At 39.0% G+C, this 25,788-nt stretch carries 16 protein-coding genes; 15 read left to right on the top strand and 1 reads right to left on the bottom strand.

All coding sequences use genetic code 11. The features are described 5' to 3' along the window. Window positions 1-567 precede the first annotated feature (567 nt). The 15 genes from AC0IWE_RS11055 to AC0IWE_RS10985 all read left to right on the top strand — a co-directional run bounded on the left by AC0IWE_RS11055 (window position 568) and on the right by AC0IWE_RS10985 (window position 24,911). Window positions 568-3,561: a SusC/RagA family TonB-linked outer membrane protein gene (locus tag AC0IWE_RS11055; protein WP_055903607.1), complete on the top strand. Its 2,994-nt coding sequence runs from the start codon at window positions 568-570 to the stop codon at window positions 3,559-3,561. Window positions 3,562-3,579: 18 nt separating this feature from the next. Further along, a complete protein-coding gene (locus AC0IWE_RS11050; protein WP_471793101.1) occupies window positions 3,580-3,798 on the top strand; it encodes a hypothetical protein in 219 nt (72 codons plus the stop codon). Window positions 3,799-3,811: 13 nt separating this feature from the next. Continuing rightward, window positions 3,812-5,179, top strand: coding sequence for a RagB/SusD family nutrient uptake outer membrane protein (locus AC0IWE_RS11045; RefSeq protein WP_471793100.1), 1,368 nt, complete (start codon window positions 3,812-3,814; stop codon window positions 5,177-5,179). A gap of 14 nt (window positions 5,180-5,193) precedes the next feature. Continuing rightward, window positions 5,194-5,868 (top strand): hypothetical protein, encoded by a 675-nt coding sequence (locus AC0IWE_RS11040; protein WP_463493569.1) that lies wholly within the window; start codon window positions 5,194-5,196, stop codon window positions 5,866-5,868. A gap of 4 nt (window positions 5,869-5,872) precedes the next feature. After that, on the top strand, window positions 5,873-6,919 hold the full coding sequence (locus tag AC0IWE_RS11035; RefSeq protein ID WP_082458617.1) for a DUF5007 domain-containing protein: 1,047 nt from the start codon (window positions 5,873-5,875) through the stop codon (window positions 6,917-6,919). Between the two features lie 35 nt (window positions 6,920-6,954). Beyond that, window positions 6,955-10,113, top strand: a complete 3,159-nt coding sequence (locus AC0IWE_RS11030) for a SusC/RagA family TonB-linked outer membrane protein (protein WP_471793099.1) — start codon at window positions 6,955-6,957, stop codon at window positions 10,111-10,113. 11 nt (window positions 10,114-10,124) lie between these two features. After that, entirely contained in the window at window positions 10,125-11,666 is a 1,542-nt protein-coding gene (locus tag AC0IWE_RS11025) for a RagB/SusD family nutrient uptake outer membrane protein (protein WP_471793098.1), read from the top strand. Next, window positions 11,657-12,418: a fasciclin domain-containing protein gene (locus AC0IWE_RS11020; protein WP_471793097.1), complete on the top strand. Its 762-nt coding sequence runs from the start codon at window positions 11,657-11,659 to the stop codon at window positions 12,416-12,418. The genes AC0IWE_RS11025 and AC0IWE_RS11020 overlap by 10 nt, the downstream gene beginning before the upstream one ends. A gap of 31 nt (window positions 12,419-12,449) precedes the next feature. Further along, the gene (locus AC0IWE_RS11015; protein ID WP_471793096.1) at window positions 12,450-14,132 is read left to right on the top strand and encodes a DUF5008 domain-containing protein; all 1,683 of its coding nucleotides are present in this window, start codon (window positions 12,450-12,452) and stop codon (window positions 14,130-14,132) included. A gap of 27 nt (window positions 14,133-14,159) precedes the next feature. Further along, window positions 14,160-15,893 (top strand): DUF4983 domain-containing protein, encoded by a 1,734-nt coding sequence (locus AC0IWE_RS11010; RefSeq protein ID WP_471793095.1) that lies wholly within the window; start codon window positions 14,160-14,162, stop codon window positions 15,891-15,893. A 17-nt stretch (window positions 15,894-15,910) separates the two neighbouring features. Beyond that, window positions 15,911-17,869, top strand: a complete 1,959-nt coding sequence (locus AC0IWE_RS11005; RefSeq protein WP_471793094.1) for a M60 family metallopeptidase — start codon at window positions 15,911-15,913, stop codon at window positions 17,867-17,869. Window positions 17,870-17,880: 11 nt separating this feature from the next. After that, on the top strand, window positions 17,881-19,581 hold the full coding sequence (locus tag AC0IWE_RS11000) for an alkaline phosphatase family protein (RefSeq protein WP_471793093.1): 1,701 nt from the start codon (window positions 17,881-17,883) through the stop codon (window positions 19,579-19,581). Window positions 19,582-19,882: 301 nt separating this feature from the next. Further along, complete coding sequence (gene lacZ, locus AC0IWE_RS10995; RefSeq protein ID WP_471793092.1) at window positions 19,883-23,047, top strand: beta-galactosidase, LacZ type; 3,165 nt, start codon at window positions 19,883-19,885, stop codon at window positions 23,045-23,047. A 138-nt stretch (window positions 23,048-23,185) separates the two neighbouring features. Continuing rightward, complete coding sequence (locus AC0IWE_RS10990; RefSeq protein WP_471793091.1) at window positions 23,186-24,388, top strand: glycoside hydrolase family 27 protein; 1,203 nt, start codon at window positions 23,186-23,188, stop codon at window positions 24,386-24,388. 136 nt (window positions 24,389-24,524) lie between these two features. Continuing rightward, a complete protein-coding gene (locus tag AC0IWE_RS10985) occupies window positions 24,525-24,911 on the top strand; it encodes a hypothetical protein (RefSeq protein ID WP_471793090.1) in 387 nt (128 codons plus the stop codon). A gap of 75 nt (window positions 24,912-24,986) precedes the next feature. Here AC0IWE_RS10985 and AC0IWE_RS10980 read toward each other — a convergent pair whose 3' ends face one another. Beyond that, window positions 24,987-25,613, bottom strand: a complete 627-nt coding sequence (locus AC0IWE_RS10980; protein ID WP_055903639.1) for a M23 family metallopeptidase — start codon at window positions 25,611-25,613, stop codon at window positions 24,987-24,989. Window positions 25,614-25,788: the final 175 nt, after the last annotated feature.

The following is a 25,788-nucleotide window of genomic DNA, read 5'->3' as shown; positions in this document are numbered from 1 at the left end:
AAAAATCAAAAAACAATTGTAATCCCGATTTTCTCCTTAAAGATCAATTGTCATTTTAATGTTTTCTTAACAGTTTAGTTTGATAGTTGAATTTCTATAGGCGAAAAATTCAAATTAAGGTATTTCTTCGGCTTTGATTATACCATATGTGCCTATCATTGAATCATTAACGCATTTTTTTAGGCAAACGTTTGCGTTAAGAAAAATAAAAATCGTCTTTGCTTAATCTATATCTTGCATTACCAAATCATAACGAGCCGACATTTTATTTTAATATTACGAGCAAAAAACTGTTAACCGGCAGGAAAATAATTGATAATAAAATAATAAATAAAGAACCCCTAACCAAGGTATAATACACAAGCAAACAAAAAACTAATCATTCATGGCATTACTGTATGCTATGGATTAACCAATCATCCTAATTTCAACCGCATGTTCAAAAATTTTACACTTTGTCCCCAGGCATTGCTATGCCCAAAAAACTCAAACCGGGTTAATTTTTCTATCGCTTTTTAAAAATCGAGCTTCTTCTTTAAACACTTAAACTTTAATTAAACTATTAAAATGGTTAAAATTTATACAAGCGTTTGTTTCGCCTTGTTTTTATCTGTTTTTGGATTTCAATCTTTATATGCCAACAAGGCTTCGATTAAGGGTGTTGGCTTGAAATATGTTGTATTTCAGCAAGATACCATTAAATCTAAAAAAGATTCATCCGCCTATTCTGTTAAAACTGATACCATCGGTTTAATGATTAAGGCCTTACAGAAATTTAAAACGGTACGCGATACTATCAATATCCGTTCGGCAATTGCAGTTCCTAATTTATCGCTACAGCAAATTATCAAAGGTAATTTAGCCGGGGTTTACGTACAGGAACCAAACGGAGAACCTGGTACGGAGCAGAGCATTATTGTTCAGGGTACATCAGGTTTATTGTTTAACAAGAAAGACATTTATGCACTCCAGCCCGCCATCTATTTAAATGGTGTGCCTTTAGTTGCAGATAATCCTTTTGCTTTCGATGTGCAAAAATACGATTACAACAGAATCGGCACGGCAACAAACTTGCTATCCCAGGTAGATATCAATAATATACAGTCGATTACCGTAATTAAAGATCCATTCGAGCTGGCCAAACTCGGTCCAAACGCCGCTAATGGTGCGATTTATATCACCACTAAAAATGCAAAAGCAGGCTTGAGGGACATTAGTTTAAACACTTATTTTGGCTATGTAACTGCACCAAAGGTAAATACGGTTAACGGAGTTTATGAAAATAACTTCAGAAGCCAGTTTTATCAAAAATATAACCCAAGCGGTAGCCCGGCATCTTACCTGCGCGATTCTACCAACGTGGCCTATTTTGGCCCATCCAACTGGACCGATTTATATTATCAGAATACCCCCACCTTTTCGGCCGATTTAGGAATTACCGGTGGCACGGAAAGGGCGAATTTCAGGTTTTTTGGTTCCGGTACAAAAAATGCCGGAAACGCCGATGATACCGGTATCGATCGCTATAATTTATTTTTTGGGATCAATATGGCGCCATTTAAATGGCTTACCGTATCAAGTACAGTTAATACGGCCCGTTTAGATCGTACCCGGAATAAAAGCTTGCGCGATCGTTTTGCCGAAACACGTTATATACCGGATTTAAGTAGTCCACTCTCTCCAAATGCCGATTCGTATGCTTCCTATTTAACGCAAAACGACAGGAACGTAGATAACAACCGTTCTACCGTATTAAATGGAAGTTTAACCCTAAGTGCTAAAATAAATAAATTCGTGATCTCAAGCACTGGCCTGTTTAACTACAATGAGGGTGTTAGAGATTATTTTATCCCCTCTACACTGTTGGCAGGTATCAGTTATATCTCCAACTATTTTGGTTATAGCCAAAGGGTATCCATCAACAACAGCATCAGCTATAAATATGATATCAATAAAAACCATGTTGTAGATTTTGAAATTGGCCAAAGTTTACAGGGCGATACTTATAAATATAACTACGCCAGGGCTTATAATGGTCCGAATGATTATGTAAAACTATCTTTTGTCGATGGAAATCCAACGAAATCCGGCTCTCCCAATCCAGACTACCTGAATGTACTAACCAACAATAATTTCTATGTATTTAGGTACATCGATAAGGAACGTAATAACTTAATGTCGTTTTATGGTACCGCTAAATATGCTTATAAAAATTTATTAACGTTAAGCGCATTGATTAGGAGGGATGGTGCTTCCAATGGTCAGCCAGATAGCCGCTGGGTAACTACGCCGGCTTTCAGTGCCAACTGGAGTTTAAAAGAGCAATTTTTAAAAGACAGTAAAATAATAGATGCTCTTCATTTAAGCGCTTCCTGGGGGCGTACTTTAAGAATTTTTCAGGATGACCGTTTTGCCGCTGGTCCTCAGTACCGTTCAGAAAATGGATGGGAAGAAGAGCCAACCATCCCGGGTTATGGAGGTTTATTGGGCATTAACCGCCCATACAACAGTGGTTTTATTGGTTATAACATCAGCTTGCCTTTCGCAGATCGGACCAGTGTTACTTTAGATGCATCGTTTTTAAACAGCCGCCTCAATGCTGCGGTAACAGTATATAACCGTGAAGATAAAAACAGCGTAATCGGTTTGCCTGTGCCAGTTGAAACAGGTTATTCTACTGAATACAAATCAGGTATGGATATCAACAATAAAGGTATTGAGCTTTTAATTAACGGATCGGTTTTACAACATAAAAATGGCTTGAACTGGAGTACAGGTTTGAACCTAAATTACAACAAAAACAAATTATCGGCATTGCCAGATGGCTTAAATGAACTGATTTATCAAAATGATAACAAACTTGAAGTGGGTAAATCGGTTGGAAGCTACTGGTTATACACCAATCAGGGTATTTACAATAGTGATGCTGAGGTGCCGGCAGGCAGAACGTTTAATGGCATTCCATTAAAAGCAGGCGATCCGAAATGGGTTGATTATAATAATGATAACCGGATAGACAGTAAGGATAAAATATTAACAGGAGACAGATTGCCAAAATTTGTTGGAGGATGGAACAATACCCTGGCTTATAAAAACTTCGATTTAAACTTCAACTTTATTTTCGCTGCGGGCCAAAAAGCAATTAACCAATACGAAGCCACCCGATATGGTTTTGTAAACCGCGAGGCTGGTAACGATATCAACTCTGTAAAAGAGGTTTCTTCGTGGCAATCGTTCGATAATGAGAAAAATTATCCAATCTATAATCCATGGAGTCCGGTTGATGCTTACCGTACCGACCAGGATCTGTTTTTAGAAAGTGCTTCTTACATCAAATTAAGATCGGTTACACTGGGGTATGATTTCAGTAAAATGGGCCTCTTTAAAAAAGCAGGTGGAAAAATAAGGAGAGCATACTTATATGCTACGGCCTTAAACGTGTTAACACTTACTGATTTTTCAGGGGTTGATCCAGAACTGATCAATTACAATGGAATATACGATGGCGCAAATATCACTATCCCACGCACGTTTGTTGTGGGCTTAAAACTGGATTTATAAAATATTACCATGATTAATATGAAATATACTAATTATAAAATGAGCAGCTACCGAATGGTTGCGCTTGCTTTATTACTAAGCCTGGTTGGTATCGGCAATTTTTCGTGCAAGAAAATTGAGGATGTTCAATCAACCAGGCTAGCTACCGAAGAAAGTAACTGGAAAACCCTGGAAGATGCAAGGGCAAACCTTCTTTCGGTATACGGGCTGATGCGACTCGGCTACCGTATCAGATAATACCCACTGGTTAATGGGCGACTTACGCCAGGGCGACTTTCAAATTACCAACAGGGCCGATTTAAAATCAATCGTTATTGGCCAGTTAAACGCACAATACCCTGTAATTAACAGAATAACCAACTGGCGCAGATTTTATGCTGTAATTAATGCGGCAAGCCTGTTTATTGAGCGTTCAAAACAAATTATCCCATTAGATTCGCGTTATACGCAGATAAACAACAATGTAGATGTTGCGCAAGCAAGAATATTAAGGGCATTTGCTTATTTCTACATGGTAAGGATTTGGGGTGATGTGCCTTTGTTAACATCTTCTCATGATGGAGATTTTGTAAAACTGCCAAGAACGGGTAAAGATAAGGTTTTACAGTTTGCTACTTCTGAGTTATTGGCTGCGGCACAGGTTGTACCTTTTAAATATGGCGGTGATGATCCTATACTTCCCGGCCTTTATTATGGGGCAGGTTGGTCTAGCTGGAATGGAAATATTTTTACCAGGTTATCAGCTTATATCATTTTAGGCCATATTGCGGCATGGCAGGGCAATTACCTGGATGCGGCCACTTATACAAAATTTGTGCTCGATAACTATACCAGATCAAACGGAAGCGGTTCTAATGGCATTGTTTATTTGGATATGGATGCGCTAACAGAGAATGTAAACTATTACAGTCCGTTCGCTTTTAAACGTGCAACAGTATTGGTGGGTTTCCCTTTCGAGGCCGGTAATGGTTTATCAACTGCTAATGGGCATATTGAACAGTTAACCCTGGCATCGCCATTTATACCGAAAGCACAGCCGGAAATGTTTGTACCGAAAGACAGTATCCTTAAAATATTTACCGACCCAGCTGATTTAAGGTTTAGCGTTAACCCGGTAAATGGTTTATACCGCACTAATTACTTTTACAACTTCACTTCTGAGCAACCGATTTTTAACAAAATCAAGGTAATTTATACGGCTCAAACCTCGGGTAACTTAACCTTGTTCAGTTCTACCATGCTGTTTAGCCGCATAGAAGAGGTTACCCTGCTGAGGGCAGAAGCATGCGCAGCTTTAGGCCAGCGCGATGAAGCAATTTCAGCCTTAAACAAGGCTTCTAATTTAAGGGGTACCGATCCTTACGATCCGGCATCGGGTAAGGATTTGGTAGATGCCATTTTTGAAGAACGCCGACGGGAATTAATGGGCGAGGGCTGGAGATGGTATGATATTGTACGTTTTAACCGCCTTAAAAATCCTAAGGGTACATTTATCAAGCGAAACGGTACACCACTAACATTCAGGCAATTTGAAAGTATGGGCGGTATTTACTGGCCAGTATCTCAAGATGTAATCAATGCAAATCCGTTGGTTACCCAAAATGCTTACTGGCAATAATCAATCAGATAATCATGAAAAAGAAATTATATAAGTGTAGCCTTTTATTGCTACTAGCGGTTATAGGCATTTATTTAAGTGGGTGCAAAAAAAGCGACTCACCATATTACGATTACACCAATACGGTACAAACTTTTAAGGGAACGGCAATGGATTATTTAAAATCGAAGCCCAATACTTTCGATTCGCTGTTGGTGGTGCTAGATCGTTTCCCTTTTCTTAAGGATTCATTAACCAACCAGCAGGTTACCCTGTTTGCGCCTGTAAATGAAAACTTTGCGGCTTCGGTTAAATATTTAAACCAATACAGAAAGGCCGAGGGGAGAGCGCCTATTTATTTAAGAACCGGTGATCCTGAACAATTATTATATATGCTTACCAAGTATATTATACGAGGCAATAAAACGGCAGATACTTATGCAGCAACAGTGGATGGAATTTCGCTGAATGCCATCGGTTTCAATTATCCCATGCACATTAAAGCAGTAAAAGCGAATGCTTCGGGTTTTGTTGGGGGTGGGGCTACCACGCTCGAGTACAGCGATATGTATGGTTCTACAATCCAAACCAATTGGGTTACCACAAATACCAATGCAATTAATATTAAAACCAATAATGCAACCATTAACATTTTAACGCCCTTGCACAACTTCGGGTTTGATGAATTTACCTACAGATTAGACCAATAGCCTTATGAAGACGAAAACTAAAAATTACTTTCTTAGTGTAGCGCTCATGCTATCAGGTATGATGCTCTTATTGGCCGCATGTAAGAAAAATTTACCTGATAACAGATTATCCATTGCCAGTGATAGCCAATACACACAGTTTATATATCAGCCTACATTAGGCCGCAATACTTTATTTACGAACAATTTTACCTATGGCAACTCAAGTAGGCCACTAGATTTTAAAATTGTAAACATGCGCACCTTTGGCGGCGAGCCTGCGCCCGAACTTACCAGGTTGTACCCGGTAAAAGTTTGGAAAACAGCTTACGATGGTACTGAAAAGTCGCTGGCCGAAATTGAGGCAAAACGAGTGATCGAGAATCACGCCTTATTCGAAGTCCGCCCTCACTCTGGTGAGTTTTTGATGTGGGCAGAGGCCAATTCCAATATGATTAAGGCGCAGCCAGATTCGGGTTATGTGTTCGATGTAGAAATGTCTAATACAGGAGGGAGAAAGTATTTTCAGAATTTTAGGTTAAGTCCACTGCGTGAGCGGCCTTATGAGCCATCGCCACTTGATCCGGTAACCGGACAGGGAACATCTATTTCTGTTAGTCCTTCAGATTTGTTTATCACTGGTACCCGAACAAATCAATCTTTAACATCACGCGATGTACAGGTTGTGTTTAATAAACTTCCTAAAGGTTTACCTGGTTATTCGGGGCACAGCATCAGTTTCAAATTTATCGATACGCTTGCCCAGGTTATCGATCCAAATAAGTTTGCCTTAACCGATTGGGGCAATCTGGTACATGGTTTTAATATGGTAAAAGATGCCTCAAAAGTAAAATTCGATGTGGCTTATCCTGTTCCACTAACTGCATACCCTACTAAATTTACCACAAACGATGGTGGTGCAGCAAGGGTAGTTTTCAGGTTCGATAGGCAAGCATTTGGTGCTGTTTTACTTCACTGTTACCTGGCCTTAAATTTCAAAATCTATGAGGAGGGCGATTGGGAAATTATTTTCCAGTTTAAAACTGACAAACCAAAATTTGATAATGACTGATGGAACTAACTAAATCAAAACATAACATATTTCCAATGAAGTATTTTTACACGATAGTAATTTTATTGATTTTTGGTTTGCATAATCTCGCCTTGGCCCAACAGCAAATTGCGGTTACGGGTACGGTTTACGATGGCGAATCGAAAAGGAAGGAAACTTTACCTGGCGTAAGTATTCTAAGCAGTGGCAAGGTTTTAGGCCAAACTGATGGAGATGGACGTTTTAGGGTAACGGTAGCATCAAATGCAGAAATTTCCTTTAAATATTTAAGCTACATTTCACAAACCATAAAGGTAAATAACAGAACCATAATTAATATTACCTTACAGGGCGATAATGCCACCCTTAAAGAGGTAACGGTTACGGCTGGTTACCAAACCAAAACCAGAACTTTAAGTACCGGATCTACCGTTACCATATCGGGTAAAGATATTCAGGGGCAGCCTGCAAGTGATGTAATGTCGCTTTTACAAGGTAAAGTTGCCGGCCTAAATATCCAGAACAGTACAGGGGCACCTGGTTTCAGGGGTTCTATAACTTTACGTGGTATTTCTAACATTAATATATCAGGTTCAGGAAGTTCGAGTTTTTTAACGCCAACATCACCGTTATTTGTAATAGATGGGGTTCCTGTTGATGACAATACCAATTATTCGTACGGTTTCCAGCAGGCAGGGCCTGGTGTATCACCAATCTCGCAAATTCCACCAGAAGATATTGAAGACCTTACGGTACTAAAAGATGCGGCTGCAACAGCATTATACGGATCGAGAGGTGCTTATGGAGTAATTTTGGTTACTACTAAACGTGGTAATTCCAAAGTACCGGTGGTTCGTTATAATGGTGCCTCATTTTTTTCGATGGTGCCTCAATTGCGTAGCGTTATTGGTGGAAAGGGAGAAAGGCAGCTGCGGATCTGGCAGATTTTGCAAAACGACACTACATATAACCATGCTGTAGACCTGATAAATTCTTCACCGATTTTGTCTGACAGTTTGAATGCTTACTATAACAATTCTACCGACTGGCAATCTTATTTTTACCGCAATACCTTTAACCAAACACACAATGTAAGTATTTCTGGTGGTGATGTAGCTTTTAACTATAAGGTTGGTGTGGGTGCTTATGATGAAACAGGGATTCAGGAAAATACAGGCTATTCCAGGTATAACCTGAATATGAACATGCAGTATAACCCCACTCCTAAATTTAAATTGGTTGGGCAGCTGCAAAATTCCATACAAAAACAACAAACGGGTAGTGGCAATGGATTGCTAAACAGTGGCTTGGCTACTACAGGTTCGGCATCCAGTTTATTGCCTTCGCCTTCATTATTTTCATCACAAAGTGGTGTGTTGGCTCAGCTCCAAACCGATAATGACAATAAATCGTTACAGACTTTTGCAACCATCAATGCAGAGTATGAAGTTTTTAAGAATTTCAGGATTTCTACATTTTTAAACTATACCAATAGCACAGGTACTAAAGATAATTTTTCGCCGGCGGCATTAAATGGCAACCAATCGAAATATTACACTTATAACGATCGTGCAACCAAATTATATAACCGTAACCAGTTTTCATATGTGTACAGTTTAAAAGATGCTGCCGGTGAAGATGCCCATAATTTTAACTTGTTTGCCTTTACCGAAATTAACTCGAGCTTTTTTAAGGCTGATGCCATTTTAAACGAAAGAGGGGTTAACGATCAGTTAAGAGGGCCTTTAACCAATATGACCGATTACCTGACCTCGTTAGGTGGAACTATAGATTATACTGATGTGAGAAGCGTTGCTTTTGCAGGTGCGTTTTCTTATAACTACAGACAAAAATACGTACTCGACCTTAATTACCGTTTGGATGCCAATTCGGCCAATGGCGAAAATGCAAAGTACATTGCCAATCCATCAATCGCTTTAAAATGGAACTTTAACAAAGAAAAGTTTATGGAAAACATTAAATGGATTGATTATGCAGATATCCGTTTAAGTTATGGCTCAAACATTCAGCCCGTAGGCGGTATTTTTGATGGTTATGGTAAATATGTGGGTTGGAACCGCTATAACAATGCAAATTCTGTAATATTAGACCTTAACAGATTGCCAAATTTAGATTTACAGCCTACAAAAGCCACTACTTACAATGCGGGTGTTGATTTTAGTTTGTTTCAAAACCGTTTTTCTTTTGTTTTTGATACTTATTATAAGCAAAACGACAATATTTTTAAATACAAGGATATTTCGAGTACAAATTCATTTAGTAGCATTGCTTCCAATGAAATCAGTAACGTAAATTATGGTTGGGAGTTTCAAACAACTGCCCGTCCGCTAAGTCCTAACAGCCCTTTTAAATGGACAATCTCAGCAAATTTAGCCATCAACAGAGAAATTTTGGCACAATTGCCTGATGGTTTAAGAGATTACATTTATTATGATAAAGACTTACAACAAGATACTTATTACCGCCTGGGTATTAATTCGTTATCCAATTACCTGTACAATACAAAGGGGGTATATTCTACCAATTCACAGGTTCCTGTTGATCCGAATACCGGTTTGCCTTACCGCGTGGGTGGTAACGGCCGCCTGAATTATTTTAAAGCAGGAGATCCGATTTTTACCGATCTGGATGGTAATTATGTGCTTAATGGTAATGATAGGGTTATTGCAGGTAATTCACAGCCGCAAATTACCGGAGGTTTCACGTCATACCTGCAATGGAAAAACTGGAGTTTGGAGGTCAATACTTCCTTTACGCTGATCCGCGATATTATTAATAATCCATTGGGCAAACAGTTACAGAATTATACTGATTTTAATAAATTGGGCAGTTTAGTGCCGTTAGAACAGCTAAACTATTGGAGCACCGCTGGTGATAATGCCACTTATGCCAATCCGCTCGATTTTGTACGCGCACGTATTATCGATCCTTTTAGGTTAAATCAAACAGCATTTCAGGAAGATGGCTCTTATTTTAAGTTAAACTCGGTTAAAGTGTATTACATTTTTGATAAAAAATTCACCAGCAAGTTCGGAATGAACAGGGTAAGTATTAATGCTACAGCAGCAAATCTTGGCTTTATTACCCGCTACACAGGTCCTAACCCCGAAAATGTAACCAGTTTGGGTAGAGATGATTCAGGGGGTTATCCTTCTCCACGCCAGTTTACATTAGGTTTAAACATTGAGTTTTAAAAATTAAACAGATGAAAAATACAAAATATATAATCCTGTTTGCCGCACTGGTATTTACCACGGTTGGTTGCAAAAAGTTTTTAAATGTAACGCCCATCGAAGCACAAAGTGGTAACAATTTTTGGAAAACACGCGAAGATGTAGAAGGATTTACAAACGGCATTTATGCAAGGCTAAAAGATAAAGTAGCAGGTACACCTACTTTTTTTAATGAGAACGATCGCGCATTTTTTCCTGCTTTGGAAATAAGGGGTAATAATATTGCTGGAATTAGTTTGGGCAATGATGGTACAGCCATTTTTAATTCGCTTACCAATAACAACATGAGAGCTATAGTTAACAGCAGTGGCAGGTTTAGCGATATGATGAAGAAAATTATGAGCTGGAAAGAGTGGTATGATGTTATTGCAGCAGCAAACATTTTATACTTTGAAGTAGATAAGGTGCCTTCATCGAGCTTACCGGATGCTGATAAAAAGAGATACAAGGCCGAGGCTGTATTCTTACGTAACCTCAGTTATATGTTTATCTGCAAGTTATTTGGTGATGCCGTTTATTATACAGAGGCTTATCACAGCACGCCATTGGGCAGAACCTCACAGGTAACCGTAATGAACAGGTGTATTGCAGATATGACTGCAGCAAAAGCCGATTTACCAACTGCTTACAACGATGCCACATCCAATGGTTTCAGGCCTACCAAGGCATCAGCAGTTGCGCTTTTAATGCATTTAAATATGTGGGCCGCCGCCTGGGATAACGGTGTAAAAATAAAATATTACGAAGCCGTAAAAACATTTGCCACCGAACTGGATACTTATAGCAATTACAAAATATTGCCTGTTACACCTGCAAATACCTTAAAAATTTTTAAAGGAAGAAGCAGTGAAAACCTGTTCAGTATTTTACAGGAGTTTAACTATGGAGAAGGCTTTTCGCTTACGGCAGGTTATTCTTATTATTTCTCCCACTTTCCGTACCAGGGCAACGTTACCAAAACATCAAGTTCGATGTATTATACGAGTAATTATATGCGCAAGCTTTATCCTCCGGGTTCTCCTGATGCACGTATAACCACCTGGTTCGAAAATTACGATTCACAATCAGGAACTTTCCAGTTTAAAAAATTCGCAAATACCTACACAACCGGTTCGGGTACTGCAATATCGGTAACAAGTGATGATAGCGCAATTATTTTCAGGTTGCCCGATTGCTATTTATTAACAGCCGAAGCCCTGGCCGAACTTGGTGATGAAAGTGGTGCCAAAGATTTTGCAAACAGGGTTACCATTGCCGCAAATGCACCACTCATTACTCAAAATGGCCAGGATTTAAAAGATGAAATTTACAGGGAAAGGTGCAGGGAGCTGATTGGTGAAGGACAGTTTTATTTTGATCTGGTAAGAACAAAAAGGGTAATCAGCTCCGATTTTACAGGCTCGCCAATGTCGGTAGCCAACCTTAATGCTGGCGCATGGACATGGCCATTAACCATTACGGACGCCGAGCGGAGCGCAAACCCAAATTTAATTGGTAATAATTTTTGGAACTAATAGATATGATGATGAAAAATTATAAAAGAATGCTGTTTTCACTAATCTGTGTATTATCAGTTTTAACGGGCTGCAAAAAATACTATATGGAAACCGGGGTTCATGAGGCCAAATATAACGGCAACATCATGCAATACATGGAAGAAAAGAAACCGTTTTTTGATTCTACCCTTACTGTAATCAAACTGGCTGGTTTGGCTGATGTTATTAGCAAAGAGAACATTACCTTTTTTGCGCCACCAAGTGGATCTATTTTTAAGTCGATTAGGCGCTTAAACATCGAATTAAGGGTAACTGGAAAAGATACCGTTTCACAGTTGTCGCAAATTAAACCAGCGGTATGGAAAAATATACTTTCGCAATACATTTTTAAAGGTGCTAACCGCTTAAAAGATTACCCACAGCGCGATACCTTATCATACCTCGCTTTCCCAGGTCAGGGTTACACTTCATATAGTGGGAGGATTATGAATTTAGGGGTGATTTTTAATGATGCAGTGGTACTGAGTGATAAAGGGGAAGTGCTTTCACGAGTGGCTTATGCAGGTTACCGCCAGTTGTACCTGGCTTATATTCCCGATCTGTCTAACCCGCAGGTGTCATTGGTTAACATTCCAATTGCCACTTCCGATATACAGCCCACCAATGGTGTTTTACATGTATTAAATAAGTTTAAACATAATTTCGGCTTTAATACCAATGTTTTTATTGAGCAGGCGATATCCGCAGGCATTAATCCGCGAACACCATAGGTTTATTATTTCATCCGCAAATTGAATTAAAATGTTAACTCACATTAAATATAAAATTCAGCTGTTTTTGTTTGGAGCCATAGGCTTAACAACGGCTATTGTATCTTGCCAAAAAGAGAGGGGCCTTACTGAAGATCCCTATGCTGGCGGGAAAAAAACGCTTGATCTTACCTTCATTTCCAGAACAATTGATCCAGATGTGGTAAACCCTGGCGATGTTTTAAGCGTAAGGGTAAAAGGCCTGAGCAAATACATTAACGACTTTAAAGTATATGTAAATGAAATAGAAGCCGAAGTAATACCTGCATCTACAAATGACAGTACATTAACTTTCAAGGTGCCGATAACTGCCAGTACCGGCAGTATGTGGATTACCTCGCAGGGACAAAGTTTTTTCGGTCCGATTGTTAAAGTTGGTGGCAAAGTAAGTGTCGATCCCAATTGGAAAGTAATCAACGGTGCAACAAATAATACCAACGGTTTGGGCACCAGTGCTATATTTGATATTGAACCATTACCCGGGGGTAACTTTTTTCTGGGAGGTGGCTTTAATGATTTTGAATTAAAAGGAACCGAAAAATTACCGATTGGAGGAATAGCTCAAATTTTGGGCGACGGAGCGTACTCAACCAGCGGGGTTAGTTTTGGCAAAGGAGTTGGCGGTGCCGAAAAGTATATTTACTCCATTACCCGCATCCCAACCGGAACGCAGGCTGGTAAATACATTATTGGCGGCAGTTTTACCAGTTTTAACTCAACGCGTACAAACCGGCAAACATTAAACAATGTGGCCAGGTTGAATACCAATGGATCTCTTGATAGTTTAATTCTCAGAGATGTAATAAATCCAAAACCTCAAGAAACTTATAAAAACGGCGATACCGTAAGTGCCTTTAATGCAGGTGTGGATGGTGCGGTTAGAAAAACATTTGTTTTTAACGAACAAGTTTATCTGATTGGCAACTTTAATAATTACAAACGCATGTATCTGCCAAATTCAAGCTTCGATGAGAAAGTTTACGACAATACACGGATGCGCCAAATGGTAAGGGTAAATATGGATGGTTCCATGGATTCTACCTTTCATTATAACAAATCTACCCGGCAAAGTGCTACAGGGGCTAACGGAATTATTTTTGATGCAATGATGCAAACGGATGGGAAACTGATCCTGGTGGGTAGTTTTAGTACCTTTAATGGGGTACAAGCCAATAGAATTGTAAGAATTAACCTTGACGGAAGTGTTGATAACAGTTTTAATGCAGGCTCTGGAGCAAATAGTGATATTGTTTCCATTCGATACAATGCAACCACCAATAAAATTGTGGTGGGCGGTTCATTTACAAGTTTTAATGGTAAAGCAGCCTCAGGCGTTAACCTGCTAAATGCCGATGGCTCTAACGTAACCACTTTTAACGGACAGCCAATAACAGGTGGCATCACAAATTTTGTTGGCCAGCTAAACAACGGAAAAATAATTGTAGCTGGCACTTTCAATAAGTATGGCGATTATTTGCGCCAGGGTTTTATGGTGTTGGAGGCTAACGGACAGCTGGCTGTAGGTTATAACAATACCGGAGGTTTCCAAGGGTTTATTTACGATATGATAGAAACCAGCATCACTAACGGTACGCAGGTAATTTTTGTGGGTAATATTCTACGTTTCAATGGTACGTTGCCACACAACCTGTTGCGCCTTAATTTTTCTAATTGATCAATACAGTTTCAAATATAATAAGAGATGAAAAAAGGATTTACAATAACCGCAACCTTAAAATATTTTGGCTTAGCCCTGGTATTTGGGCTATTCTTTATGGCCGCTGGTTGTAATAAGGATTTTGAAAATACACTGCCAAAAAACTTCCGGAACGATACCCTGGGTTTAGGGGCAGGAAAAAAGGTTTTATATATCGTTTTAGATGGTGTAACAGGTGCAGCAATTAAAACACTTGCACCTACAAACCTGGTGCAGATAAATACCAAAGCTACATACACTTATGATGGCCTGGCTGATAACAAATATAATGTTATTACCAATGCATCAGCCTGGACAACAATGTTAACCGGTTACGATTATACCAAACACAATGTAACTACTGAAGATTTTTCGGGTTTAAACCTGCAAAGTACGCCAACAATATTTACCCGCATTAAAAGCGCTGTTAGCAATTCCAGGTCGGTATCAATTGCTTCAACTCCGGTTTTTAATGATAAACTGGCGGCAGATGCAACTATAAAACAAACCGTAGCTGATGATGAGGCTGTTAAAACAGGAGTGGTTACAGAGTTAAGCACCAATAACCCATCTGTGGTGGTTGCCCAATTTCACAGTGCCGAAACCGCAGGTGCAGCAAATGGTTATACCGCAGGCACACCGGCTTATGCTGCTGCCATTAAAAATATCGATAACTACATTGGCGAAATTTTAGCTGCCTTAAAAGCGAGAAAGGGATATTCAGGAGAGAACTGGCTGGTTATTATTGCTTCTAATAAAGGTGGCGGCCCATCTGGCGGCACACCTGGATCAAATATTTTTAACGATGCTTCAAGAAATGCCTATATCGCTTTTTATAACCCAAGGTTTTTATCTACACAGATTACTCAGCCCGATCCAAGTAGCTATCCGTTTGTGGGTACCGCCCCGCGTTTTGTAGCCACTACCTCTTCAAACGTTACAGCCACACAAAGCAGTACAACACTGGGTAATTTTGGTACTGCCGGTGATTATACCTTCATGTTTAAATTTAGAGATGATTACGGACAGGCAAATTACTATCCAATGTTTTTAGCAAAAAGAGGGCCTTTCGATTCTGTTACTTCTACAGGATGGGGATTTTTATTTGGTGCAAATTCAGCTCAGTTAGATTGGGGCGGTTCTCCGCGACCTGGATTTGGCATCGATATCCGTGATGGCCGCTGGCATACCGTAGCCTTTACAATCAGTTTATTAAATGCGGTAAGAACCCTCACCTTATATGTAGACGGTTTAACGAGATATTCGGGCTCTATAAACGGAAAAAATATCGACAATAACATTCCGCTCAGGCTAGGAGGAAATGTTGGAACAGATGGAAATACCCAAACCAATATACTGATTAGAGATGTAGCCTTATTTAATGTGGCTTTATCTGCTAGCAATGTTACCGCAATTATGCGTACACAAATTAAGCCCAGTACTCCTTTTTTTAACAACCTGCTTGGGTTTTGGCCTGGAAACGAAACAAGCGGAACTGTAATGCTTGATCAATCTGGTAAAGGCAATAATTTTACTTATAGCAGTAATGTGGCATTTGCCAATTTTGAAGAAATTTCGCCCAATATTTCGCCTGATATTTCACCTGCAGCTTATACCGCTGTTCCTAACAGTGTTGATATTCCGTTACTTATTTACAACTGGTTAAATATCTCCGTTTCAAGCCAATGGGGCTTAGCAGGCAGAATTTATAGTCCTAGTGTGGCATTACCAACGAATTAACTTTAAATATTAATAAGATGAAATTTAATCAGTTAACAAAAATATTTGGCCTGTTTTTATTGCTTGCATTTACTGCCTGTAAGAAATACGGTTATGAGGTTCCCGATGGTTATCCGGATAACTCAGAAAATGTGGCCGACGGTACCATTGATACCAATATGAAATTGATCGATAAATCGATGTATGCAAAGGCAAGGGTATTCCCAGGGCTGGTAGATCAGTCAGAACCCAGGGTAAAAGATGCTCAACTTACCTTAGACCTTAACTTTACCGATCAAACGGCACAAAACCTAAGAATCTCTGTTGCGCCATCGCCACAATATAGCACAGGTTATTATGCTGCACCAGGTGAGTTGATTAAAATTGTGGTACCGGCAGGCGTAGATGGCTTAAGCGTGCAAATAGGCGCACACACCGATAATCTTGCAGGTAAATCGCCATTGTTGCGTGATCCTGTAATTTACAACAGAAAGCAATTGGTTTCGGGTGTCAACTACATCCGTAACCTTTATGGCGGGCATATTTACATCCTGGCTACGTTTGCCTATGCCAATCCGGTTACCTTTACCATTACAGGTGCAGTGGTATCGCCAGATTTTATTTTAGGCCAAACAACCGATGCAGAATGGGTTGCTAAAGTTAAGGCCTCGCAAGTTCCCTGGTTAGAGTTAAGGGCTAAAAGGGTTATCTTCACCATTCCTCGGGATAAGGTTATTGCCACATTTAATTCTAATGAGCCGTTTACAAATCCAACAGCCGTATTTACAAAATGGAATGATGTTTTTGATCTTGATTACAATGCCTGGATGGGCTTATCAGATAATGCTGCCGATATTAGAGATAGAAGTCCACAAAGCCAATGGCGTGGTATACTGGATATTCAGCTTAGCTTAGGCTATGGCCACTCTGGTTTTCCTTTTGTGGGTTTAAATGATTCGTATTGGTTTGCCAGTTTTACAAGTTTAAATTCAATTACTACAAGTTCAGGCCAGTGGGGTACCTATCACGAATTTGGACATAACTGTCAGCAAGGAAGCATCTGGAGCTGGAGTACACTTGGCGAAACCACAAACAACCTTTTCAGTTTTAAAGTAGCCAACAGGATTGGTGCAAATTACAACATTTTGCACCCTGCGGTATCAAGCGGTTATCCTAAAGCAATTGCTTATGCCAGCACTGCCGGTACCAAAAATTTCGATACAGACGCAGCCATAAATACGGTAGACGAAGCTCCGTTTATGAAAACATTGCCTTTTGTGCAGATTTTTGAGAAATACGGTTACGGTGCAATGACATATTTATATACAGAGGCCCGCCATGCTGAACGTTTAAACACGAACGACATTACCAAGCACAATTTTGTTTACGAAAAACTATCTGATTACACTAAAACAGATTTATCGCCATTTTTCGGTGCCTGGGGTATATTGATCAGCGATGCTGTTGTGGCAAAAGTAGCTGCAAAGTATCCAACTTTAAAAACCGCAATATGGACTTATAATCCTTTAAATAAAACAGGCGGAACAGCACCAATCACCTATGCCACTACCGTTGTTTCGGTAAGTTCAAGCCAATCTGGAGATGGAACAACAGCTGCCCTGGTTGATGGTGTAGTTTCGGCTGCATCTTACTGGCATTCTAACTATGGTACAGCAACAGCTACAAATACCATAGGCTATCCTATTAATATCGTTTTAGGTACCGGTTCGCTTCTTCCGATAGCTGTTAAAGGGGTAACTTTTGCTCAACGACAAAATAATAGTGGCGGTTTTGTAAAAGATGTAGAAATATTTACCAGTAACGATAACGTAAATTTTGTAAGTGTGGGTACAACAACCTTACCGCAAACAACTGCAGTTTATAACTTTAATTTCCCGGGTGGAAACGTTAGTGCAAAGTTTATCAAGGTGGTAATTAAAAGCGGCGTAAATCCTACATATGCCAACTTATCAGAATGTAACCTTATTAAACCTTAATGGCGCTTATTATGAAAACGAACAATAAAATAAATCATATCATCTTTTGGGCTTGCGCAATAAGCATATTAGGTTTTGCTGCTTGTAAAAAATATGCCAATCCGCCAGCAGTTTACGAAGAATTGAAACCACAGGTAGGTGGACAGCGCAAAGTTTTAGTAATTAGTATTGATGGTGTTACCGGTAGCGAAATTAAAGCCATCGCGCCTCCAAAGATTTCGGAATTGCAAAAAACAGGGAAATTTTCTTTTGAAGTGATAAAAAGCGGAATAGGTAATGATGTTTCCTCATGGGTTACAATGGCCACTGGGGTAAGTTATGGTAAACATTCTATCGGTACTGATAACTTTGAACGCTTACGGGATCCAAATGGAGATGATCATGCAGAAATCAAATCGTATAGGAATGTATTCGACTATATTACCCAATATAAAGCCACAAAAACGGCAATTGTAACGCCTTGGACTAATCTTCGCAATTACCTCCGCAATGCAGACTTTTCGCCTGTGGTATCTTCCGATTTAGGGGTGAAAGATAGTGCGGTTAACATTTTAAATACACAAGCAAACGTTGGTGCGGTAATGATAAATTTCCGTGATGCAGAAACTGCCGGAGCCAACGGAGGATATATAGCCACTAATGATAATTATAAAAATGCGATTATAAAAACTGATGAATATGTTGGCAATATCATTACAGCCTTAAAAGCAAGGAAAAATTATGCCTCAGAAGATTGGTTGGTTATTGTTACCACTAATCATGGAGGAAGCAGCACCAACCCGCAACCTGGCTTTTTAATTGCATCAAACCAAAAATTTAAGCAGGAAGAGGTTAAAAAAAGGGGATTTAACACTCCTTTGTTTAACAGTACAGGTATAGGTGCACAGGTGTTTAACGATAACGGCTTGTACGATGCAGGCGCAACCAAAGATTTTACCGTACAGATGCAGGCCAAATTTAATACTGAGAATTATTATGTTGGCTTCCTATCCAAAAGTACTATAATCAGTGGTAGCACACAAACAGGATGGATGTGGTTTCAAACCGATTCTAAAAAATGGAACGTTTCATTTGGTGGTGCTAATAATGGCTCTGGTATTGGTAGGCAAGAAGTTAACGCCGGAGGCATAGTGTTCGATGGCGCGTGGCATACCTTAACCATGACGGTTAAATATGTTAATGCCACAACCAGAACGGTTACACTTTATACCGATGGTACTCAAAATCAAACCATAAATATTAGCGCACATAAAAGCTTATCAACACCAGAGAAATTAACATTGGGCTATAAACAATTTTCAGGAGGAACAGGTTTAAGTTTTCAAGGGGCAGATCTTGCCTATTTTAATACAGCACTTGATGCAGCCACTGTAAAGGCAAACGTTGCCCTAAAAGATATCACCAAGCACCCCAATTACGCCAATTTGATTGGATATTGGCAAAATAATGAAGGAACTGATGCCTATTTGGGCAATAAGGCACCAGGCGGATATGATATGTCGTTATATGGCCCTTTTACCTGGAAAGCGATGGGAACAGATGCTCCTCCATCCGTAACACCAGATGCCGATGCTTCCGGGAAATCTATCGCACTAACACCTGCAACAGTAAGTGCAAACATGCTTTATTGGATGAATATTAAAATTTTAGCGGATTTTGGTATTGATGGAAACCCTTTCCTAAACCAGTTTGAAATAGAATTTTTAAAATAGTAGTTAGTTTAGTTAGTGAAACCCTTGCCGCCAATTGGTGGTAAGGGGTTTTTTCTGTTTTAGGATGATTAATATATACTATAAAACTAATTCTAGCCGATAAAACTTAATTTCTTAACTTCTTAATGCTAAAACTGTTACCAAATATTCACTCATAACCAATAACTCAATATTCATTTCCTGTATTCAAACTAACAGCTCGGTAACATCTTTAAAACTCAAACGTTTGCGCAGAAACAATTTCATAATCATAAACTAATCATCAGTAATTTGGATGAACAAACAATTATTATCACACAAAATGAATAGAAAATTAGTCGTTTTATTTACTTTTTTAGGTTTTGCAGGGCAAATCAGCGCGCAAGATTTGCCATCCGAAACGCAAACTCCAGAAGTGGTTTCACTAAACCGTTTGCCCATGCGGGCATCAGCTTTTGCCTTCGAAAACCAGGAGCTCGCCGCGAAAAAAGTAAAAGAAAAATCAACATACTTTTTATCGTTAAATGGAACATGGAAGTTTAACTGGGTAAAAGATCCACGTAAACGGCCAACAGATTTTTATAAAGTAGATTTCGACGATAAAAGCTGGGATAACTTTAAGGTACCCGCAAATTGGGAACTGAATGGTTATGGAACACCAATTTATGTAAACCAACCCTATGAATTTGCGGGCAGACAGTTAACCGGAGCTAAAATGAACCCTCCATTCGATATTCCTGTTGATAACAACCCTGTAGGCTCTTACCGTAAGAAAATTAATATTCCAGCAAATTGGGATGGCAGACAGGTTTTCATCAGTTTAGGTGCAGTTAAATCGGCATTTTACATTTGGGTAAATGGAAAAAAAGTAGGCTATAGTGAAGATAGTAAACTTGCTGCAGAATTCGATATTACCAAATATGTTAAACCGGGCGAAAATACCATTGCTTTGCAGGTTTACAGATGGAGTGATGGCAGTTATTTAGAGTGTCAGGATATGTGGCGCATTTCTGGTATCGAACGCGAAGTTTATTTGTATGCTACACCTAAGTTGGATATCCGCGATTTTAAAGTGGTAGGTGGATTAGATGCAAGCTACACCAATGGTTTGCTGAATGTAGATTTATCAGTTGAAAATTATAAAATAGATCAACGCACCAACCACAGTCGCCCCGATAGTTTTTATGTGGCACTCTATTTAGTTGATGCCAAAGGAAATAACGTTTGGAAAGATGCCTCCACAATCCAAAAAGTATTGGGCAATTATAAAACAGACCTTTCTTTTAAAACACAGATTAGCAATGTTAAAAATTGGTCGGCAGAAATTCCTTATCTCTATACCTTATACATCACTTTAAAAGATAAAAACAATAATATACTCGAGGTAATACCACAGTGTGTAGGTTTCCGTTCGGTAGAAATAAAAGGAAGCGATTTATTGGTTAATGGTAAACGTGTATTTTTAAAAGGTGTAAACAGGCACGAGCACAATGCCACTCAAGGCCATACTTTAACCCATGCCGATATGGAGAAAGATATGGAAATGATGAAAAGACTAAATGTAAATGCCGTTCGCCATTCTCACTATCCACCCGATCCTTATTGGATGGAACTTTGCGATGAATATGGTTTATATGTAATTGATGAAGCAAATATCGAATCACATGGCCGTTATTATAGTTTAGAAACCTCATTCGCCAACGATAAACAATGGCGCATTCCTCATCTGGAGCGCATTACCAGGATGTACGAAAGAGATAAAAACCACGCATCCGTAATCACGTGGTCTTTAGGCAACGAAGCAGGTAATGGAGTTAACTTTTATGAGGCCTACCAATGGCTTAAAGGGAAAGATTTTCGCCCGGTACAATATGAAAGAGCAGAGAGCGATTTCAATACCGATATGATTGTACCGCAATATCCTTCGCCAAACTATCTTCCGCGCTACTCAAAACAGGATAAAGAAACCCGTCCGTTTATTATGAGCGAGTATGCCCATATTATGGGTAACAGTTTGGGTAATTTTAAAGAATATTGGGATGCCATAGAGAACAACCCTAAGCTGCAAGGTGGTTTTGTTTGGGAATGGATCGATCAATCTATCGATACCGTAAAAAATGGCAAGCGCATTATGGCTTATGGTGGTGATTTTCCGCTGAGTGGCCCTGTTGATGAGAACTTTAGCGATAACGATTTTTGCGTGAAAGGAGTGGTTACAGCATACCGTGGCATGACGCCGATGGCAGTAGAATTGAAAAAAGTACACCAATATATTAAAACTACTTTTAATGGTACCAACCAGATCAATGTAAATAATAGCTATTTTTTTAAAGATATTAGCAATGTACAGCTTAACTGGGAACTGGTAGAAGATGGGAAAGTAATTCAAACCGGTGTAGTGAGTAACCTGAATATCGGGCCACGCCAAACTCAAATGATACAAATTCCATTTAAAACGAATTATACTGCAGGAAAAGAATATTTCTTAAACGTTCATTACCGCTTAAAAACGGCTGAACCATTTTTAGAAAAAGGTTATGAAATTGCTTACGAGCAGATTGCTTTGGCAGGAGCACCAAAAGCCAATGTTTACAGCAGCAACAAAAAAGCTTTAATGGTTGAGCGAACAGCAGAAAAAGCCGTAGTAAAAGGAACCGATTTTACAATCACGTTCGATTTAATTAAAGGTACATTACTTAGTTATATCTCCAAAGGACAAGAATTGCTGGCCTCAGGACCACAACCTGGCTTTTACCGTGCACCAACCGATAATGACATCGGTGCGGGTTTAAATACAAAATTACGGATGTGGCGTAATGTTTATGACGAAAATCGAACAATTAGAGAGAAAACTGTTGTAAGTGCCAATGACTTACTTGTTAGCCTAAAAATTACATCTGTATTGTTAAATGGAGATGCTGAAACTACGCAAAGATTTCAAGTTTTACCTGATGGGACGGTTAAAGTAGAAACCCAATTTAAAGCCATAACGGGCAATTATAAAAGTTTAATGCGTATCGGTAACGATTTGCAATTGAAAAATGATTACAGCAATATCCAATGGTATGGTAGAGGGCCGGGCGAAAATTATATTGATAGAAAAACGGCTTCTTTAATTGGCAATTATAAATCGACAGTTGCAGATCAGTATTTTGCATATGCCCGTCCGCAAGAAAGTGGAAACAAAACCGATGTGCGCTGGGTTGCTTTTACCAATAAAGCAGGTAAAGGTTTACGGTTCGAATTTGCCGATCAGTTGTTGAGTTTTAATGCCTTACCGTATTCTGTAGAGGATTTAGATCCGGAGGCGGAGAAAAAACAATATCACTCTGGCGAATTGGTAAAACGCAACCAGATCTATGTACACATGGATATGCAGCAATTGGGTGTACAGGGGATTGATAGCTGGGGTTCTATGCCATTAATTCAATACCAGATTCCTTTTAAAGATTACCAGTACAGCTATTATATCAAGCCAATTAAGTAACATACCTAGTTCGTCATTCCCAACTCGATTAAGAATCTTAATGCTGAAGCTAGGTTTACATGTTGCACTAAGTAACATGCCTGGGCGGGAATGACGACTATTCTCATAAGAATTGAAGAACTATTCATCCAAGAAAATATGAAATGTATCAAAATCTGTTTCACCTTAATTTTATTTGTGCAGATCAGCTTTGCACAAGAAAAAAAATTAGCCGCAACACCACCAATGGGCTGGATGAGCTGGAACATCATGTCTGAAAATCCGAACGAAAAAGACATTAAGGAAATGGCAGATGCAATGGTAAACAGCGGAATGGTGAAAGCTGGGTATCAATATATCTTTTTAGATGACTGTTGGCAGGGCGGACGGGATAACAAAAACAACATCATCGCCGATCCGAAGAAATTTCCTTCAGGCATTAAAGCCCTGGCCGATTACCTGCATAGCATCGGGATGAAATTAGGCATCTATTCAGACGCAGCTCCATTAACCTGCGGCGGGTATACAGCAAGTTTAAACTTTGAAGATCAGGATGCCAAAACATTTGCTTCATGGGGAATTGATTATTTAAAATATGATTATTGCAATGCACCGGAAGATGTTGAAACTGCGAAGAAACGTTATGGTACAATTGCCCAGGCCCTACGCAAATCGGGTAGAGATATTGTATTGGGAATTTGCGAGTGGGGTCCACGCGAACCGTGGAACTGGGGTGCGCAGGCCGGTGGACAAAGCTGGCGTACTACTTATGATATTAGGGATAAATGGCTTGATGTGGAAGGCCAAGGTGGTGTTGGTATTTACAATGTTGTAGATAAAATGGCCGGATTGGCTAGCTTTTCAGGCCCGGGAAAATGGAATGATGGCGATATGTTGGTGGCAGGTTTACACGGCACAAAAGGTCCGTCTTCTGCGTTTAAAGGCGTTGGTTGTAGCCAAGCCGAATATCAAAGTCAGATGAGTTTATACAGTATGCTCAATTCGCCATTGTATGCAAGTTGCGATATCCGTAAAATGGATAGTGAAGCCAAAACCATTTTTACAAACGAAGAAATAATTGCATTAAATCAGGATATTTTAGGTAAACAGGCCGAAAGAAAAATCAAAACAGATATCTGTGATGTATTTGTACGCCCATTAGCCAATGGAGATTTCGCTATAGCAGTTTTAAATAAATCGGCATCTGCCCAAAATGCAAAAATAAACTTCTCCGAGTTAGGCCTATCTGGCCATTACCAGATCAGGGATTTATGGCAACATAAAATAATCGGCAAAAATAAAATGTGGAATGGCGAAATAAAAACACACGAAACCAAAGTTTTTCGGTTGAAAAAGGTCTAATAATTAAACAACTCCTTCGATTGAACCTGGAATTACAGGTAATTGGTAATTTAATAATGAATAAGCGTAGTTCAGAAGTATTTAAGGTTGTAGCGTTTGTGTTTTTATACCCGTTTTAGGGGAAATTAAAATTACGATGAAACGGCCGCTGGTTATTTTAACTTCTATTGCTTTGATTATGGTTTTGGCATGTAAAAAGCATGATGAAACCTTGCAGAATGCCACTCAGGTTGGATTGGATAATCTTTACAACGATATTCAAAAAATGGCCAATCAGTATAGCTGCCAAAATGCGGGCGAATGGAAATTTATAGCGATCGGATCAAAACCATGTGGCGGTGCTTCAGGTTATATTGCTTATTCTGTAAAAATAGATGAAAGCAGTTTCCTCAAAAAAGTTGAACAGTTTACCCAATTACAAGCCGAGTACAATAAAAAAAATGGTATGTATTCTGATTGCTCATTGTTAATACAGCCCAAAAGCGTAATCTGCGAAAACGGAAAACCGAAGTTCACCTATTAGTTTTACCTCAAATTTTTGTTAGATTCGTGATTTTAAACAAATAAAATAGGTTTGTAAGACACTTATTATTCAACGCTATTTAAGGTGTTCTTTTATAAAAACCTGAGGGTTGTAAAATCGCTCGTTTAGTTGTTTGTTATTGAAAGTTAACCAACTCGCACAACCATAATCATCAAACTTTTTTCTAATTTCCAGATGAAGATGGTGATAATCACCACCGTATTTTTTACTTTCCTGAGGCGTAAATAACCGGGCAAGTTTCGTGCTTTGATCTACATTTTGTCCGTTACTTACATAAACTTCTTTTAGGTGTTTGTAAGTGGTAAATACGATTAATCCGTTCGGTAATTTATGTTTTACCACAACAGTACGCTGGTTTTCGCCCAAATGCACAGAGCAAACAATTCCGTTTGCCATCGCATAAACATTAATTAGCTTTGTTTTAGGTTGAGCTGGATTGATATCAATAGCCGTGTGGATGTGCCCTTTAACATAACTATCTCTATGGTCGCCAAAAATACTGATGATCTTAATATTGCTTACTTTTTTACGGTTCGATACATCGAAAGGCAGAAACCAATTATCGGCTGTTTTTGCAGGAGCTGTATCAGTATAATAAGGTTTCCAGCGGTCACGGTCTTTCTCAATAGTTGGTGTTTCAAATAAAAAAGTAGATAAAAGAATAAATAATAGTGCTTTCATTTTAAGGCTTATTGTAAAGCAAGATAATAATTTAATTGTTATAAACTATTTGTGTAGTTATTTGTGTTTATTCACAGTTATAGGAAGAATCACTTAAAATATAAACTAAAAAAAGCAGATTGAACAGGTGATATTGATAGTTATTTAGCTTTGTTGCATCCCTAGAATGAGGGTT

Source organism: Pedobacter sp. AC402 (assembly GCF_979252805.1).
This window is presented reverse-complemented; position numbering and strand designations above follow the sequence as displayed.